We start from the raw sequence: 15,453 nt of genomic DNA, 5'->3' as shown, positions 1-15,453 counted from the left end.
TTCAAGATTGATTTCGACTGAAAAAGGGTATGGTGTGAAAGAGGGAACGATTGCATGATTGTTCGATTCTTTATTTTTTACTATAATCAGATCAGATGAAGAATCCCTGAGGAGGGTTTTTGTTGATTACAAAAGCCGTTTTTGCATTGTTTTTCCCTTTTATGCTTGTTGTACTATTTACAAGAGTTACCTTTAATCATTATGTGGCGATCGCTCTAACAGCTGCATTGTTGTTTGCCTCTTATTTAAAAGGCTATACAGAAACGTATTTTATTGTAGGTTTGGATATTGTGTCTCTTGTTGCGGGCGGACTGTATATGGCCAAAAAGGCTGTTGAGAAAAAAGAGGAATAAATCGGGCATAATGAATATAAAGACTGGATTCCTGCTTTTACGTTTTAAAAGCAGGTTTTTTATACATGAAAACAGCTGGAAATAAAAAACCACCGAACTTTAGTTCGTATTTTTAGTGATTTTGTATTCCATTGTGTTACTATAACTATAGGAAGATTTCGTTAAAGAAACGGAGGCTTATTTTGTGAAAGATCGCTTTGAGTTAGTCTCGAAATATCAGCCCCAAGGAGATCAGCCGAAAGCCATTGAAAAACTTGTAAAAGGGATTCAGGAGGGCAAGAAGCATCAGACTCTGCTGGGGGCGACAGGAACGGGAAAAACATTTACAGTGTCCAATTTGATTAAAGAAGTCAATAAGCCGACGCTTGTAATTGCCCATAATAAAACCCTCGCCGGACAGCTTTACAGTGAGTTTAAGGAATTTTTTCCGAACAACGCTGTCGAGTATTTTGTCAGCTACTATGATTATTATCAGCCGGAGGCGTATGTGCCTCAAACGGATACGTTTATAGAGAAAGATGCAAGCATTAATGATGAAATTGATAAATTGCGGCACTCCGCCACATCTTCTTTGTTTGAACGGAGAGATGTCATTATTATTGCGAGTGTGTCTTGTATATATGGTCTCGGTTCGCCAGAAGAATATCGAGAAATGGTTTTGTCTTTGCGGCCTGAAATGGAAATCGAGCGCAACGAGCTGCTCAGAAAGCTTGTAGACATCCAATATGCCCGCAATGATATCGACTTTCAGCGCGGTACATTTCGTGTGCGCGGAGATGTAGTGGAAATCTTCCCAGCATCCCGTGATGAACACTGTATAAGAGTTGAATTTTTCGGGGATGAAATCGAACGGATCCGAGAAGTAGATGCCCTGACAGGAGAAATTCTCGGCGACCGTGATCATGTTGCGATTTTCCCGGCATCCCACTTCGTTACGCGGGCCGAGAAAATGGAGAAAGCGATTCTAAATATCGAGAAAGAACTTGATGAACAGCTGAAGGTTATGCATGAAAACGGCAAACTGCTTGAAGCGCAGCGTTTAGAGCAGCGGACAAGATATGATCTTGAAATGATGCGGGAAATGGGTTTTTGCTCCGGCATTGAGAATTATTCAAGGCATTTGACGCTTCGGCCTCCTGGTTCAACGCCCTATACGCTTCTTGATTATTTCCCTGATGACTTCATGATCGTGGTGGATGAGTCGCATGTGACCATTCCTCAGGTGCGAGGTATGTTTAACGGAGACCAGGCTCGGAAACAGGTGCTCGTGGATCACGGCTTCCGTCTTCCATCAGCGCTTGATAACCGTCCGCTCCGTTTTGAAGAGTTTGAAAAGCATATGCACAATACCGTGTATGTATCAGCAACGCCAGGAGCGTATGAGATTGAGCACACGGATGAAATGGTCGAGCAGATCATTCGTCCGACCGGTCTTCTTGACCCGCTTATTGATGTGCGTCCGATCGAAGGCCAGATTGATGATTTGATTGGCGAAATACAAGCGAGGATAGAGCGGAATGAAAGGGTGCTCGTCACAACCTTGACGAAGAAAATGTCAGAGGACCTGACCGATTATTTGAAGGAAATCGGCATAAAAGTAAACTACTTACATTCAGAGATTAAAACGCTTGAACGGATTGAGATCATTCGCGATCTTCGTCTTGGCAAGCATGATGTGCTTATCGGCATCAACCTGCTGAGGGAAGGGCTCGACATTCCTGAAGTGTCGCTTGTTGCGATTTTGGATGCGGATAAGGAAGGTTTCCTTCGTTCAGAACGATCGCTGATTCAGACTATCGGACGGGCGGCAAGGAACTCTGAAGGCCGCGTCATTATGTATGCCGATAAAATAACGAAATCTATGGAAATTGCGATGAATGAAACAAAACGCCGCCGCGAGCAGCAGGAGCAGTTTAATGAAGAGCACGGCATTACGCCGCAAACAATCAATAAGGAAATTCGCGATGTGATTCGTGCAACAGTAGCAGCTGAGGATAAAGCGGAATACAAAACAAAAGTCGCGCCGAAGCTGTCTAAGATGACGAAGAAAGAACGCGAGAAAGTCGTTGAACAGATGGAGCATGAAATGAAGGAAGCCGCCAAGGCGCTTGACTTTGAAAGAGCCGCGGAGCTTCGCGATTTACTTTTAGAGCTAAAAGCGGAAGGATGATGAACAAATGGCTATGGATCGGATAGAGGTGAAGGGAGCAAGGGCGCATAACCTGAAAAATATCGATGTAACGATTCCAAGAGACCAGCTTGTCGTTGTTACGGGATTGTCCGGATCAGGGAAATCCTCCCTTGCCTTTGACACCATATATGCAGAAGGGCAGAGACGATATGTCGAGTCGCTGTCTGCTTATGCCCGCCAGTTTTTAGGCCAAATGGATAAGCCGGATGTTGATGCGATTGAGGGGTTGTCTCCCGCCATCAGCATTGATCAGAAAACAACGAGCCGAAATCCGAGATCTACCGTCGGCACAGTGACTGAGATTTATGATTATTTGCGTCTTTTGTATGCGAGAGTAGGAAAGCCTCATTGCCCAGAGCATGGGATTGAGATTACGTCACAGACGATTGAGCAAATGGTGGACAGAATTTTGGAATATCCGGAACGGACGAAGCTTCAGGTTCTGGCCCCGATTATTTCAGGCCGCAAAGGCGCTCATGTCAAAGTGCTGGACCAGATCAGAAAGCAAGGCTATGTAAGGGTCAGAATTGACGGTGAAATGGCTGAGCTTTCTGATGATATTGAATTAGATAAGAATAAAAAGCATTCGATAGAGGTTGTTATTGACCGGATTGTGGTGAAAGAAGGCGTGTCAGCCCGTCTGTCAGATTCATTGGAAACGGCGCTTCGCTTAGGTGAAGGGCGGGTTATGATTGATGTCATTGGTGAGGAAGAGCTGATGTTCAGTGAGCATCACGCGTGTCCGATCTGCGGATTTTCAATTGGCGAACTTGAACCGCGGCTGTTTTCGTTCAACAGCCCATTTGGCGCATGTCCGACGTGTGACGGTCTTGGAATGAAACTTGAAGTGGATGCGGATCTCGTCATCCCCAATCAAGAATTATCATTAAATGAGAATGCGGTCGCTCCTTGGACACCGATCAGCTCGCAATATTACCCGCAGCTCCTTCATGCGGTTTGCACCCATTACGGGATTGATATGGATGTGCCGGTAAAAGAGCTGCCGAAGGATCAGCTGGATAAAGTGCTGTATGGCAGCGGAGATGATTTGATTTATTTCCGTTATGAAAATGACTTTGGGCAAATACGCGAAGGCGACATTCAATTTGAAGGCGTCTTGCGCAATATTGAAAGACGATATAAGGAGACAAGCTCTGATTTCATTCGTGAGCAAATGGAACAGTATATGTCTCAGAAGGCTTGTCCGACATGTAAAGGCTACCGGTTAAAGAAAGAGGCGCTTGCCGTATTGATTGACGGCCGCCACATCGGAAAAATTACCGAGCAATCTGTAACCGACGCACTTACTTTTTTCAAAGATCTTACCCTCTCTGAGAAGGATATGCAGATTGCCAATTTGATCTTGCGCGAAATTGTGGAGCGTTTAAGCTTTTTGGATAAAGTTGGCCTTGATTATCTGACATTGAGCAGGGCAGCGGGAACATTATCCGGGGGAGAGGCGCAGCGTATCAGGCTGGCAACGCAAATCGGCTCACGCCTATCCGGTGTGCTTTATATTTTAGATGAGCCGTCAATCGGCCTGCATCAGCGTGATAACGACCGATTGATCAGTGCCTTGAAAAATATGAGAGACCTTGGGAATACGCTTATTGTTGTTGAACATGATGAGGATACAATGATGGCAGCCGATTATTTAATCGATATTGGGCCGGGAGCCGGTATTCACGGCGGACAGGTGATGTCTGCGGGAACGCCGGAAGAAGTGATGAAAGATCCAGATTCATTGACTGGCAGCTATTTATCAGGGGAAAAGTTCATCCCGTTGCCTCCTGATAGAAGAAAGCCGGACGGCCGTTACATTGAGATAAAAGGCGCTGCAGAAAACAATCTAAAAAAAGTGAATGCCAAGTTTCCGCTTGGAACGTTCACAGCGGTTACAGGGGTTTCCGGCTCAGGGAAGAGTACCCTTATCAATGAAATTTTACACAAGGCGCTGGCGCAAAAGCTTCATAAAGCGAAAGCAAAGCCTGGCAGCCATAAAGAAATAAAAGGCTTGGATCATTTGGACAAAGTCATAGACATTGACCAGGCGCCAATCGGAAGAACGCCGAGATCCAATCCTGCGACATACACCGGTGTGTTTGACGACATTCGCGATGTATTCGCACAGACAAATGAAGCGAAGGTCCGCGGCTATAAAAAAGGCCGTTTCAGCTTTAACGTGAAGGGCGGGCGGTGTGAAGCCTGCCGCGGAGACGGAATTATTAAAATTGAAATGCACTTCCTTCCTGATGTGTACGTTCCGTGTGAAATATGCCACGGCAAACGCTATAACCGGGAAACGCTCGAAGTGACGTACAAAGGGAAAAGCATCTCTGATGTACTTGATATGACAGTTGAAGATGCTCTTGCTTTCTTTGAAAATATCCCGAAAATCAAGCGCAAGCTCCAAACCCTTTATGATGTCGGCTTAGGTTATATTACACTCGGCCAGCCGGCAACAACCTTGTCAGGAGGGGAGGCGCAGCGTGTGAAGCTCGCATCTGAGCTGCACAAACGTTCAACAGGACGTACGCTCTATATTTTAGATGAGCCAACGACAGGTTTGCACGTCGATGATATCGCCAGACTCCTTGTCGTGCTTCAGCGTTTGGTTGACAACGGGGATACTGTGCTGGTCATTGAGCATAATCTTGATATTATTAAGACAGCAGATTATATTGTCGATTTGGGGCCGGAAGGCGGAGCCGGGGGCGGCACTATTGTCGCGTCGGGAACGCCCGAAGAAATTACTCAAGTCGAAGAGTCGTATACAGGCCGCTATTTGAAGCCTGTTATGGAGCGTGACAAAAAACGAATGACATCGCTCTTGGAAGCGAAAGAAACGGCAACATCTTAAAACCCTCTTTTCAGAGGGAGCTTGTCGCAAGTCCATTCTTGGGCTTAGCAGACAAGCTTTTTTTATGGAAAATAATATCTTTGTGATCGGTTAGTTTTATAAGTGGATAAAATTTCTTTGGAAAAACACCTAAACATTTACAAAATGCTGTCGATATATGAAATGAAGGGTGGATGAAGGTTCCCATATGAAGCAGAAAAGTCCTGTTAAGGGATTAAAAGTAATCTGTGACAGGGTCTACATAAGTGAAACTGGAATCTCATACGCCAGGAATCAAAGAAAAGGAAGTCTTTGGTTTCAAATAACATACATGGAGGTAATAGAAAATGAGAATTAACCACAATATCGCAGCACTTAACACATTGAATCGTTTAGGTTCAAACAACGGCGCTAGCCAAAAGAACATGGAGAAACTTTCTTCAGGTCTTCGCATCAACCGCGCGGGAGATGACGCTGCAGGTCTTGCGATCTCTGAAAAAATGAGAGGACAAATCAGAGGTTTAGAAATGGCTTCTAAAAACTCTCAAGACGGAATCTCTCTTATCCAAACAGCTGAGGGTGCATTAACTGAAACTCATGCAATCCTTCAACGTGTTCGTGAACTAGTTGTTCAAGCTGGAAACACAGGTACACAAGACGATACAGATCTTGGTGCAATTCAAGAAGAAATCGGTAACTTAGTTGAAGAGATTGGAAATGGAACTGGTAAAAACGGTATCTCCGATCGTACTGAATTCAATGGTAAAAAACTCCTTAATGGAGATTTCAATTCCACTGATGGAAAAAAACTCACTTTCCAAATTGGTGCGAACAAAGCGCAAAAATTAGATGTGAACATTGAAGCGATGTCTTCAGATAAACTTGGTGCTCTTGACGAGAACAATGCTCTTGTAGCTGACCACACAGTTGATAAAATCGATGTAAAACAATTTGCTGATCCAACTGCAGCAGATGCTCTTTCTTTTAATGATCAATTAGACATCGTTGATGGTGCTATTAAACAAGTTTCTAACCAACGTTCTAAACTTGGTGCGGTACAAAACCGTCTAGAGCACACAATCAACAACTTAAGCGCTTCTGGTGAAAACCTGACAGCTGCTGAGTCTCGTATCCGTGACGTTGACATGGCGAAAGAGATGAGCGAGTTCACAAAGAACAACATTCTTTCTCAAGCTTCTCAAGCGATGCTTGCTCAAGCAAACCAACAGCCACAAAACGTACTTCAATTGTTACGTTAATTTTTGAACGGCTATCGTTCTTTTTAGTAGCCATAGCTTGCCGACAGTGTCCATTCATTGGATATGCCGGCAGGCTTTTTTTGTTACAATGATGGTGGGACATCCAGAGAGTCACTTGTTTCTTCCAAACAAAAAAGGCAAGATATGCATCCAACCTTTGGCGTTGTTTCATTTATAATGAATGCAACTTATCCCACAATTACAACGTCTTCTTAAACAGCTGCTTGCTTACACTCATTAAATTTCGAACAATGTGCGTGTTGCTGCTGTCGAGCAGCACTTTTATGTATTGAATATCGTGCGAGATCGGAAGGGGTCCGTGAATCTCTTCAAGCTCGGCGATCATTTCACGATTCATTCTTTTTTGTTCGCGAATCAGCTTTAGCACCGATTCTTGTGTTACTGTATAGTCACTGGGATCATTATCCATTTTTTTGTCCAGCCTCCTTGATTGCCGTAAGCTTTTTACATATTGTAATCGGTCCAGCGGAAAGATTCTACTTCTGAAACTTTTTAAAATCCAATTTCCGTAAATCGGATTACGTCTAAAGAATGAATTTGAAACCTGAAAACGTTTGAAACGTATAAATAAGCAAAACGTCCCTGATCTTTGGTCATGGGAAATTCACAATAGGAGCGTGACATGTATTGAATCGTAATCAATCTATTATTGCATCCCTTTGTTATTTCAGTGTGTTCATTGCGCCAATCATTGTCCCGATTGTCGCTTATTTTGTTGTAGATGAGAAAGAAACAAAACGGCATGCCATCCGTTCTCTTATTTCTCATATTGTTCCTGTTGCCGGCTGGCTGGTCCTTTTTATTGCTTTTCTGGGCGGAGCCATTGCGATTGATAGTGACAGCGTGCTTCCTGTATTTGTGATGATTGGGGGAGCGGGTATTTATTTCTTAGTTGTTATTGGCATTATGATTTGGAATGTGATTCAGGGCATTAAGGTGCTGCGTACAGCATAAGTAGACAATGGGGAGGAGATCGTAATGAAACAAGAAAAGGAACGAATCCTTAAGCTTGTTGAGGAAGGCAAGCTTACAGCCCAAGAGGCTTTGACACTGATTGAAAAGCTTGACAGCGACTACAAGGAAAAAGAAGAGAAAATCACAGCACTTTCAGTTCATATGCATGAAGAGGAAGAGCCGTTTACAACGGCAAAAAAAGAAAGCAGCAAACCGTCTCTAGGGGCCAAGCTGTTTGACTGGATCGATTCGGCCGTGAAAAAGGTCAAGGAAGTTGACCTTGATTTGAACTTTGGCCATGCGTATGATGTTCAGCATATTTTTCAATTTAAAGATACTGACTTTTCCAGTGTAGAGCTTCAAATTGCTAACGGAAGCGTGAATATCGTTCCTTGGGAAGACGAAGATATCAGGGCGGAATGCCAGGCGAAGGTATATCGCGCTGACAGCCAGGACGCGGCGAGACACGCATTTCTTCAGCATATTGAATGTGAAATCAAAGGAAATAAGTTTTTTATCCGTACTGAGAAGAAAACAATGAAAACCAATGTGACTCTCTATATTCCTCAGAAGGAGTATGATAAGATTCGGGTGAAGCTGTTTAATGGTCCGGTCAGAGGGGAACATTTACATGTGAAAGAGTTCTCGGCGAAAACGACAAATGGTGTGCTGTCGTTCTCGCATTTAACGGCGGAAAAAGCTGTAGCGGAAACGGCCAACGGGCAAATTAAGCTCGCCAGCCACAGCTGCGGCACGCTCGAAGCGGAAACGATTAACGGATTAATTGATCTTCGCGGGAGAAGCGAATCGATTGATGTGCAAAGCTTTAATGGAAATATTGCAATTAACGTAACAGAATCGGACTGCCGCTCTATTTACACGAAAACGACGACTGGAAATGTGGAGCTTGCGATTCCGGACGATCTTGCAGTGAAGGCGGAGCTGAAAAGCAATCTAGGTTCGCTGTCCCATGAATTAATGGATGTTGAGATGCTGAAAGAAAAGAATGATACCATTCAAAAAGAAATGATGTTCACTTCAAATCAGGCACATGATCAAAACATCACCGTCTTCTCAGAATCATTGACAGGCGCCATCAAACTAAAGTACTCACAGAGGTGATTGAATGAATAGACTTTATCGCTCAGAAAAAAACAAAAAAATTGCGGGTGTCATCGGAGGACTCGCGGAATATTTCAATTGGGATGCCTCGCTTCTCAGAGTTATAACTGTCATCCTGGCTGTTATGACAAGTGTTTTACCTGTTTTGCTCATTTATATCATTTGGATTTTTATCGTTCCATCAGAAAGGGATATGTAATGATATGGTGAAATGGGCAGTCAGCATTTTGGTAAATGCATTGTTATTAATTGTTATTGATGGATACATTGATTCCATCCATATCAGCAGCATCGGGGCGGCGATTATCGCCAGCCTCATTTTATCGATCTTAAACGTGCTGATTAAACCGCTTTTGATTATCTTTACACTGCCAGTCACGATGGTGACGTTCGGTCTCTTCTTGTTTGTGATTAACGCCATCACGCTGATGTTGACCGCGGCTATTATGGGTGACAGTTTTCAAATTGACGGCTTCGGCGCAGCGATATGGGCATCCGTTATCTTGTCGGTCTTCCATTTGCTGATTCAAAAAGGAATTTTAGATCCTCTTAGAAAAAAATAAAAAAGCTGCCGTGCAATGGCAGCTTTTTTACATGTGGTGCTTTTTTTGTTTTATACGCTTTTGCGGCGGATACAATTGCGGCAGAAGGAAAAGCTCAATGCGGCAAATATAAGGCCTAAGAGGCCAAACGACATGACAGACGGCATCATGGTGAGCAGATAGGCTGATATCATCGGGCCCGCCGCCATGCCTGTGTATCTGATAAAGTTAAACATTCCGATTGCACTCCCCCTGTTGTGTTCAAATTCGTTGGTGATCATTGTGGAGTATAAGGGAGGAATGACCCCCATTGAGATGCCAAACAATGCCAGTGCGAGAGCCATGAGAATAAGAGAAACGGAATGTGTAACGGCGAATAAAATGATGCTGCAGGCCGCCATCACACTGCTGCCGATAAACAAAGTGTTCAGCGTGACTTTTGCCTGTATTCGTTTAAACAGAAAGTACCTGCGATTGTACTAAGGGCCAGTGGCAAATACAACAGCCCTGCTATGCTCACATCAATATGATAATGATCCGTCAGCAATATCGGGAGGTAGACGATTACCGCAAAATAAATGAAAAAGAGGACAAAGCTTAAGGTTAAAATGACGTTTCCTGTTCGATTTGTAAATATTGATTTGTAATGGGCAAAAACATTTCCCTTAGCTTTCTGCTTAGATTCAGCGGGAGCGTCCTTGGGAAAGATCATGGTGTTTGCCGCCAGCATAATGACAGAGACGGCCGTAAGCATCCAAAAGATCCCTTCGTACCCGGCTGCTCCGCCTATCAATCCCCCAAGGACAGGCGCGATAGCTGGAGCGGCGGAAAGGAGCATTTGATACGTTCCCATGGCACTTCCGCGTTCACTGCCTGTAAACAGCTGTCCGATTATTGTGGCAGCAATAAGAGGCAGTGCTGCGGACCCGGCCGCCTGTATCATTCTGAATATCAGAAACAAAGTAAAGTCGGTGGTCACCGCACAGCCGACGCTGGCAGCTGCCGCTGCCAGAATTCCAGCGATCAAAACAAACCGTGCGCCTTTAAAATCGATGATGGTTCCTAAAATAATTTGCATAATCGCTGTCACAATCATAAAGACTGAGACTGACAGATTGACCATTGCTGCGGAAACATGGAACGATTCTTTAATAATCGGGATAATCGGTGAATAAATGTTTTGGCTTAAAGATGCAAAAAACGCGCTGAAGCATACAGTGTATAAGATCAATACCGCCCTTGATTTCGTTTGAGCCATTGGTACACCGCCTTTTGTGTTATTTGTCCGGAGTCTCGTTGGTTTGTTCTGCTTCAACTGAAGACGTCAGCTGCTCTAAAAATTTCAGTACAGCATTTTGCTCATCTTGTGAGAATGAGTCGAGGAATTGGTAAAACGCCAGCTCCTTTTTTTTATGCAATTTCTCATGCAAGTCGAAAATCCGTCTGCCTTTACGGGTTAATTTGAAATACACTTCTTTCTTGTTATCTGTCAGCTGATAGCTGTTAATGAATTCTTCCTTAATCAGTTTTGTGCTGATTTTCGTGACATTCGCCTTCGATAAGTTCATTTTTCTGGCGATTCCCGCATTGTTAATGGGTTCATGCTGGCCGATACAGTCAATAACATGAATACTTGTCATGTTTTTAGGGATATCAATCATATCCTCTTTGGCGGCCTTCTTAAAAAATCGCTGAAGTGATGTGTTCGCTTTTTGTTCATTAAGGTGCAATAGTCTCACGTATACGTCGTATATCATCTGCTTTGTCAAATTGGACATTGTTTCAACCTTCTTTTTTGGTTTATTGTTCACTGGTAAACGATAATAATATACGTCTTTTAGGCGTATGTGTCAAAAAAGTTATGAATAAATGACAAAAATGTTTCTTGGTTGACAATATAGAAATTTAAAAATGGACTCATAAGCTACCCTGTTCAGATGCAAAATACGTGAAAAGGGAGGTGTTTTGATGAGGAACTACACAGTTATCGCTTCTTTGCTTTTGTCTTTTCTTTCTGTTTTATCTGGCGGCCATCATGAACCGAAAGCTGTCCCTATGACAAAACAGGAATCGTTCCAAACGCCTCATTACATACCCTTGCTGGAAAATCCTCCTCAAATTGAAGTGAAAGCTGAAATGAAAAGCAATCTGATGATTGAGGCTCAAGTGCGTGACAACGAGTATCAAGCATTTTCTGCCTTTCTGTTTTATAAACAAAGTAGTGAGCTGGGCTTCAAAATGGTGCCGATGGATCCGACACCTGGAGCAGTCCGAAAGTTTTTCGCGCAAATTCCGAAACGGCTGATATGGAATAGCGAGCTTGAGTATTACATTGTGGTCTCCAATGGAAAGCAGCGGATTGAGTCGGAGATGAAAAAGCTAAAGCTTGAAGGATATCAGGCTGATCTTGCTCATATTCCTGAGCTTCTGATTACAGAACTAGCGGTTGATACAAAGAACAAGGGACGTGCAGACGGCTATGAATTTATTGAGCTTTATAATACAACTGACAGAACGATTGATTTTAAAGACTATCACATTCGTTATCGCTATCCAAAAGAAGGGCCTGATTCCGATCTGATTTGGAGACCGGATGAAAGGATCATGATACCATCCGGGGAAACGTTTGTGATTTGGCTGAAGCCTGCCGGACATCCAGAATTGCAGGCGGAGGATTTCAATCGATATTATCAGACGCAATTAACGGAAGGGAAAAATCTTGCGGTGATAGAAGGCACAGAGGGCATGGCCAATACCAAGCCGCGAGCAGTTGTGATCGCAACAAATACAGGTAAAGATATTTCAGTTGCGCATTACCGAAAACATGCGCTGCGCCGGCTGTCGTCTGTGCTTTACAAGTATCCGCTGGACGGAACCGCAGAACTTCTCAATATTTCAATCGGAGAAAAGACCCCGTCACCCGGAACTGTACTACAGGCGCAGGTGCCTGAGCAGAAACGAAAAATCAAGCTTGATAAAGAAAAACCGGTCATTGAGGATTTAACGGACCGCAAACCTGTCCGTCCTGCTGAAAGCGTGGAGCTGCGTGCTGACATACAGGATCGAAGTCTTGTGAAAACGGCAGCTTTTTACTATCGGACAGATGAAAACAAACCGTTTAAGCGCATTCTTGCTGAAAAAGATCGGAATGACAATCTCTACCATTATATTGTGTATTCACCTGAGCTGATCGGGATGGACCAGCTTGAGTATTACGTGGCGGCAGGAGACGGGATCAATGAAGCAAAAACGCCGGTCAAAATGATTGATATTAAACAAACCAGCAAGTCTCATGGTTTGCGGATGAACATTGAAAACAGAGACACGCTGTCGGGAACCCAGTTTCTGAAAGCGACGACAGACGGGCGCACTGGCAGCATGAAGCTGTGGATTGATGGAAAGAAACAAGTGACAGAGCCTGCTATGGAAAAGGAAGTATTTTTTGCGTTCGATACGAGGAAAACGAATCTTTATTTTAAAAACGCGGTAACAATGGAAGGCAAAGTATTAAAGGTGTTTGATGATACAACAAATAAATACCGCACCTACTCTGTTCCATTACCAGAGACAATGCTTCGTAAAGGGAAGCAGCTGCAGCGTATTACGATACGGTCAGGTTCAAAGGTCTCTCCTTTTGATACGGCTGAAAATCGTGACGATTTCTTAGTCAAAAATGCCCGATTGGTGTTATCGGATGGAACCGTGATCAGGGATCAAAGGGTTTCTCCTGAGAAAGAACTGTTTATTGGAGATAATCAGCGTTCGAATAAAAGCTGGCAATATCAATTCAATCTGCCTGACGAACTTTTTACGTCACAGCTATTGGAGTGGGATACAACAAAGCTTTCTGAAGGCGCTCACCATATTCAAGTAAGCGACGGCAAAGAAAATGTAAGTCTGGTTGTGCGGGTAGATAATTCCGGGCCGCACATCGAGCCGAATATCACCGAGGGGCAAACGTATAAAGGAAACCTCATCCTGCAGGCGGATATGTATGATAAATGGAGCAAAATTGAAGAAACAGAGGCATCTTTAGACGGTGAAAGCATTACACTTCCGTACCATACGTCATCTTCCGATCTTTTGCCTGGGAAGCATTCGTTAAAAGTGACAGCAGTGGATCTCGCTGGCAATAAAACAGTGATTGAGCGGACGTTCAAAACAGAGCGAGAGCATCCAGATCAGCCGGAGGTCATAGATAGCAAAGTTGATACGCATAGGGCTAAGCTATCTGTGCGGGTGAAAGATCCGACGAATGACGCTATGGATGTCGCTTTTTATAGAGGATTTCAATATACAGCACGTAACAATGTGAAAATATTCAAGCACGCGTCACTGACTGAACCGCCGAAAGGTTTTATGCCGGAAAGTGAGACGCCGTTTACGAATAAAGAATTGGAGCGGGTATCTGCGGCAGACGGTAAGACTGTATCAACTGAAAAGAAGGAGCTGTTTCCTTATCATCGTTTTGAAGTAACGGTTGATCCTTCAGTTGATGAGAACGATTTGGCGGAAGCGGTTTGGAAGGGAAGTTCTTTACCTGGGAGAAAAGTAACGATGTATGTGTGGAATTACCGGACCAACGAGTGGCAGCCTGTTGACAGCTTTGTTGCAAAGAATGACAAGTCGTTTACGCTGAAAGCGTCTGTCATCGTCTCCGATTTTGTGCGGAAGTCGAAGATGAATGTGATCGTACAAGATGAAATTCCTCCTGCCAAGGATATGTACACCTTTGTCTGGATGTCCGATACACAGTATTACGCCGAAAGCTATCCGCATATTTTTGATAAACAAACTGCTTGGATCAAAGACAATCAAAAGAGGCTCAATATCAAATATGTGTTTCACACAGGTGATATTGTAGATGATTCAGCTGATATCAGACAGTGGAAAAACGCCAATCGGTCAATGTCCGTTCTGGATAAAAGCGGAATTCCTTACGGCGTGCTGGCCGGTAACCACGATGTCGGGCATAAAGACGGGTCCTACAGGGCCTTTGGAAAATACTTTGGCAGTGATCGTTTTGGAAAAAAATTATATTATGGAGGCTCCTATAAAAATAATCGCGGACATTATGATCTGATTTCAAGCAAAGGCAATGATTATATCATGCTGTACATGGGGTGGGGCATTACCGATGAAGACATTGCATGGATGAATCAGATGCTGAAGAAGCACCCTGACCGGATGGCTGTTTTAGCTTTTCATGAGTATTTGCTGGTCAGCGGAAACAGAAGCCCGATCGGAGAGAAAATATTCAAAAACGTCGTGAAGCCAAATCCGAATGTCGTGATGGTGTTGAGCGGACATTATCATAGCGCGGTGAGAAAAACTGATGAGCTAGATGATGATGGAGATGGAAAAACAGATCGCCTCGTGCATCAAATGCTTGCCGACTATCAAGGCGGGCCAGAAGGGGGACAAGGGTACTTGCGATTACTGCAATTCGACCAAGCGAATGATATGGTGCATGTATCGACGTACTCTCCGTATGTAAACGATAAAAACTATTATGATACAGATACCTACGGCAATAAGGATGAGTTTTCCCTTTCTCTTGATTTGAAGCCCAGGATCAAAAAGGTGGAAACCGATTATTTTGAGTGTAATGTATATACCAATGAAGAGCTTGGAAAACGGGAGCAAGTGAAGAGTGAGGATATCGCTGAATTCCGCTGGAACCAACTTGAGCCGCATACTGTTTATTATTGGTACACGATTGTAGAAGACAGTTTTAATGGAAAAACAAGATCACCGATCTGGAAGTTCAAGACGAAAGAAGAGACATATCGTCCTGCGCCAGATCAGTTGGATTTTCGCCATGTCTCCAATCCTTAAAAAAGGGGTTGGAGATTTTTTTGAGAAAATGTGAAAGTCGCCTCTGTATGCATGTTTAAAAGCTGTTCCGTACTATAAAAACGTTGTTTAGTTTAGGAACCGTATTTGAATGGTGAAAATGTTGGGGAGCTTGGTTTAAGCTCCTGTTTTGCACTTGAAATCGCTTGCTTTTCTCCCGATAAGCGGAATATGCCGAATGACGGTTCACTAAGCTCCTTCTAATGTCAGCAAGCTGAAAATGGAACAAGCACCTCAAGGACTGCTTTACCGAGGATATATGAAAACCGCGGGGAGAAGTGCTTGTTTAGTATTTTTATCAGTCAACCATGTTTCT

11 protein-coding genes and 1 pseudogene are annotated in these 15,453 nt (G+C 43.7%); 9 read left to right on the top strand and 3 right to left on the bottom strand.

Annotated features, from left to right (window positions below):
- Positions 1-122: 122 nt before the first annotated feature.
- The 4 genes from AAGG74_RS11775 (at position 123) to hag (ending at position 6,642) form a co-directional block, all read left to right on the top strand.
- Positions 123-353 (top strand): CsbA family protein, encoded by a 231-nt coding sequence (locus AAGG74_RS11775; RefSeq protein ID WP_162104192.1) that lies wholly within the window; start codon positions 123-125, stop codon positions 351-353.
- Positions 354-537: 184 nt separating this feature from the next.
- Complete coding sequence (gene uvrB / locus AAGG74_RS11770) at positions 538-2,523, top strand: excinuclease ABC subunit UvrB (protein WP_429675581.1); 1,986 nt, start codon at positions 538-540, stop codon at positions 2,521-2,523.
- Between the two features lie 7 nt (positions 2,524-2,530).
- Positions 2,531-5,404, top strand: a complete 2,874-nt coding sequence (uvrA, locus tag AAGG74_RS11765) for an excinuclease ABC subunit UvrA (RefSeq protein ID WP_429675580.1) — start codon at positions 2,531-2,533, stop codon at positions 5,402-5,404.
- A gap of 326 nt (positions 5,405-5,730) precedes the next feature.
- Positions 5,731-6,642, top strand: coding sequence for a flagellin Hag (gene hag, locus AAGG74_RS11760; protein WP_225493259.1), 912 nt, complete (start codon positions 5,731-5,733; stop codon positions 6,640-6,642).
- 199 nt (positions 6,643-6,841) lie between these two features.
- Here the strand turns inward: hag and AAGG74_RS11755 are convergent, their stop codons facing one another.
- Positions 6,842-7,072 carry a hypothetical protein gene (locus tag AAGG74_RS11755; RefSeq protein WP_429675578.1) on the bottom strand — a complete coding sequence of 77 codons (231 nt, stop codon included), beginning with the start codon at positions 7,070-7,072 and terminating at the stop codon, positions 6,842-6,844.
- A 218-nt stretch (positions 7,073-7,290) separates the two neighbouring features.
- Here AAGG74_RS11755 and AAGG74_RS11750 point away from each other — a divergent pair, with 218 nt between their 5' ends.
- Genes AAGG74_RS11750 through AAGG74_RS11735 form a run of 4 tightly spaced genes read left to right on the top strand, consistent with a single transcriptional unit; the run spans position 7,291 to position 9,302 of the window.
- Entirely contained in the window at positions 7,291-7,617 is a 327-nt protein-coding gene (locus AAGG74_RS11750) for a hypothetical protein (RefSeq protein WP_225493260.1), read from the top strand.
- 24 nt (positions 7,618-7,641) lie between these two features.
- Positions 7,642-8,739: a DUF4097 family beta strand repeat-containing protein gene (locus AAGG74_RS11745; protein WP_429675576.1), complete on the top strand. Its 1,098-nt coding sequence runs from the start codon at positions 7,642-7,644 to the stop codon at positions 8,737-8,739.
- A 4-nt stretch (positions 8,740-8,743) separates the two neighbouring features.
- Positions 8,744-8,938, top strand: coding sequence for a PspC domain-containing protein (locus AAGG74_RS11740; RefSeq protein WP_162101892.1), 195 nt, complete (start codon positions 8,744-8,746; stop codon positions 8,936-8,938).
- A gap of 4 nt (positions 8,939-8,942) precedes the next feature.
- A complete protein-coding gene (locus AAGG74_RS11735) occupies positions 8,943-9,302 on the top strand; it encodes a phage holin family protein (protein WP_429675575.1) in 360 nt (119 codons plus the stop codon).
- 27 nt (positions 9,303-9,329) lie between these two features.
- Here AAGG74_RS11735 and AAGG74_RS11730 read toward each other — a convergent pair.
- Positions 9,330-10,539: pseudogene (locus AAGG74_RS11730) on the bottom strand (MFS transporter).
- Between the two features lie 19 nt (positions 10,540-10,558).
- Entirely contained in the window at positions 10,559-11,059 is a 501-nt protein-coding gene (locus tag AAGG74_RS11725; RefSeq protein ID WP_225493268.1) for a MarR family transcriptional regulator, read from the bottom strand.
- 190 nt (positions 11,060-11,249) lie between these two features.
- On the opposite strand from AAGG74_RS11725, the gene AAGG74_RS11720 reads away from it, so the two are divergent.
- The gene (locus AAGG74_RS11720; RefSeq protein WP_429675573.1) at positions 11,250-15,119 is read left to right on the top strand and encodes a lamin tail domain-containing metallophosphoesterase family protein; all 3,870 of its coding nucleotides are present in this window, start codon (positions 11,250-11,252) and stop codon (positions 15,117-15,119) included.
- Positions 15,120-15,453 lie beyond the last annotated feature (334 nt).

Origin of the sequence: Bacillus mexicanus, from assembly GCF_050445615.1 — a bacterium.
GTDB classification, from domain to species: Bacteria; Bacillota; Bacilli; order Bacillales; family Bacillaceae; genus Bacillus; species Bacillus mexicanus.
Note: the sequence above shows the minus strand (reverse complement) of the source record. Positions and strands in the feature narration are given on the sequence as shown.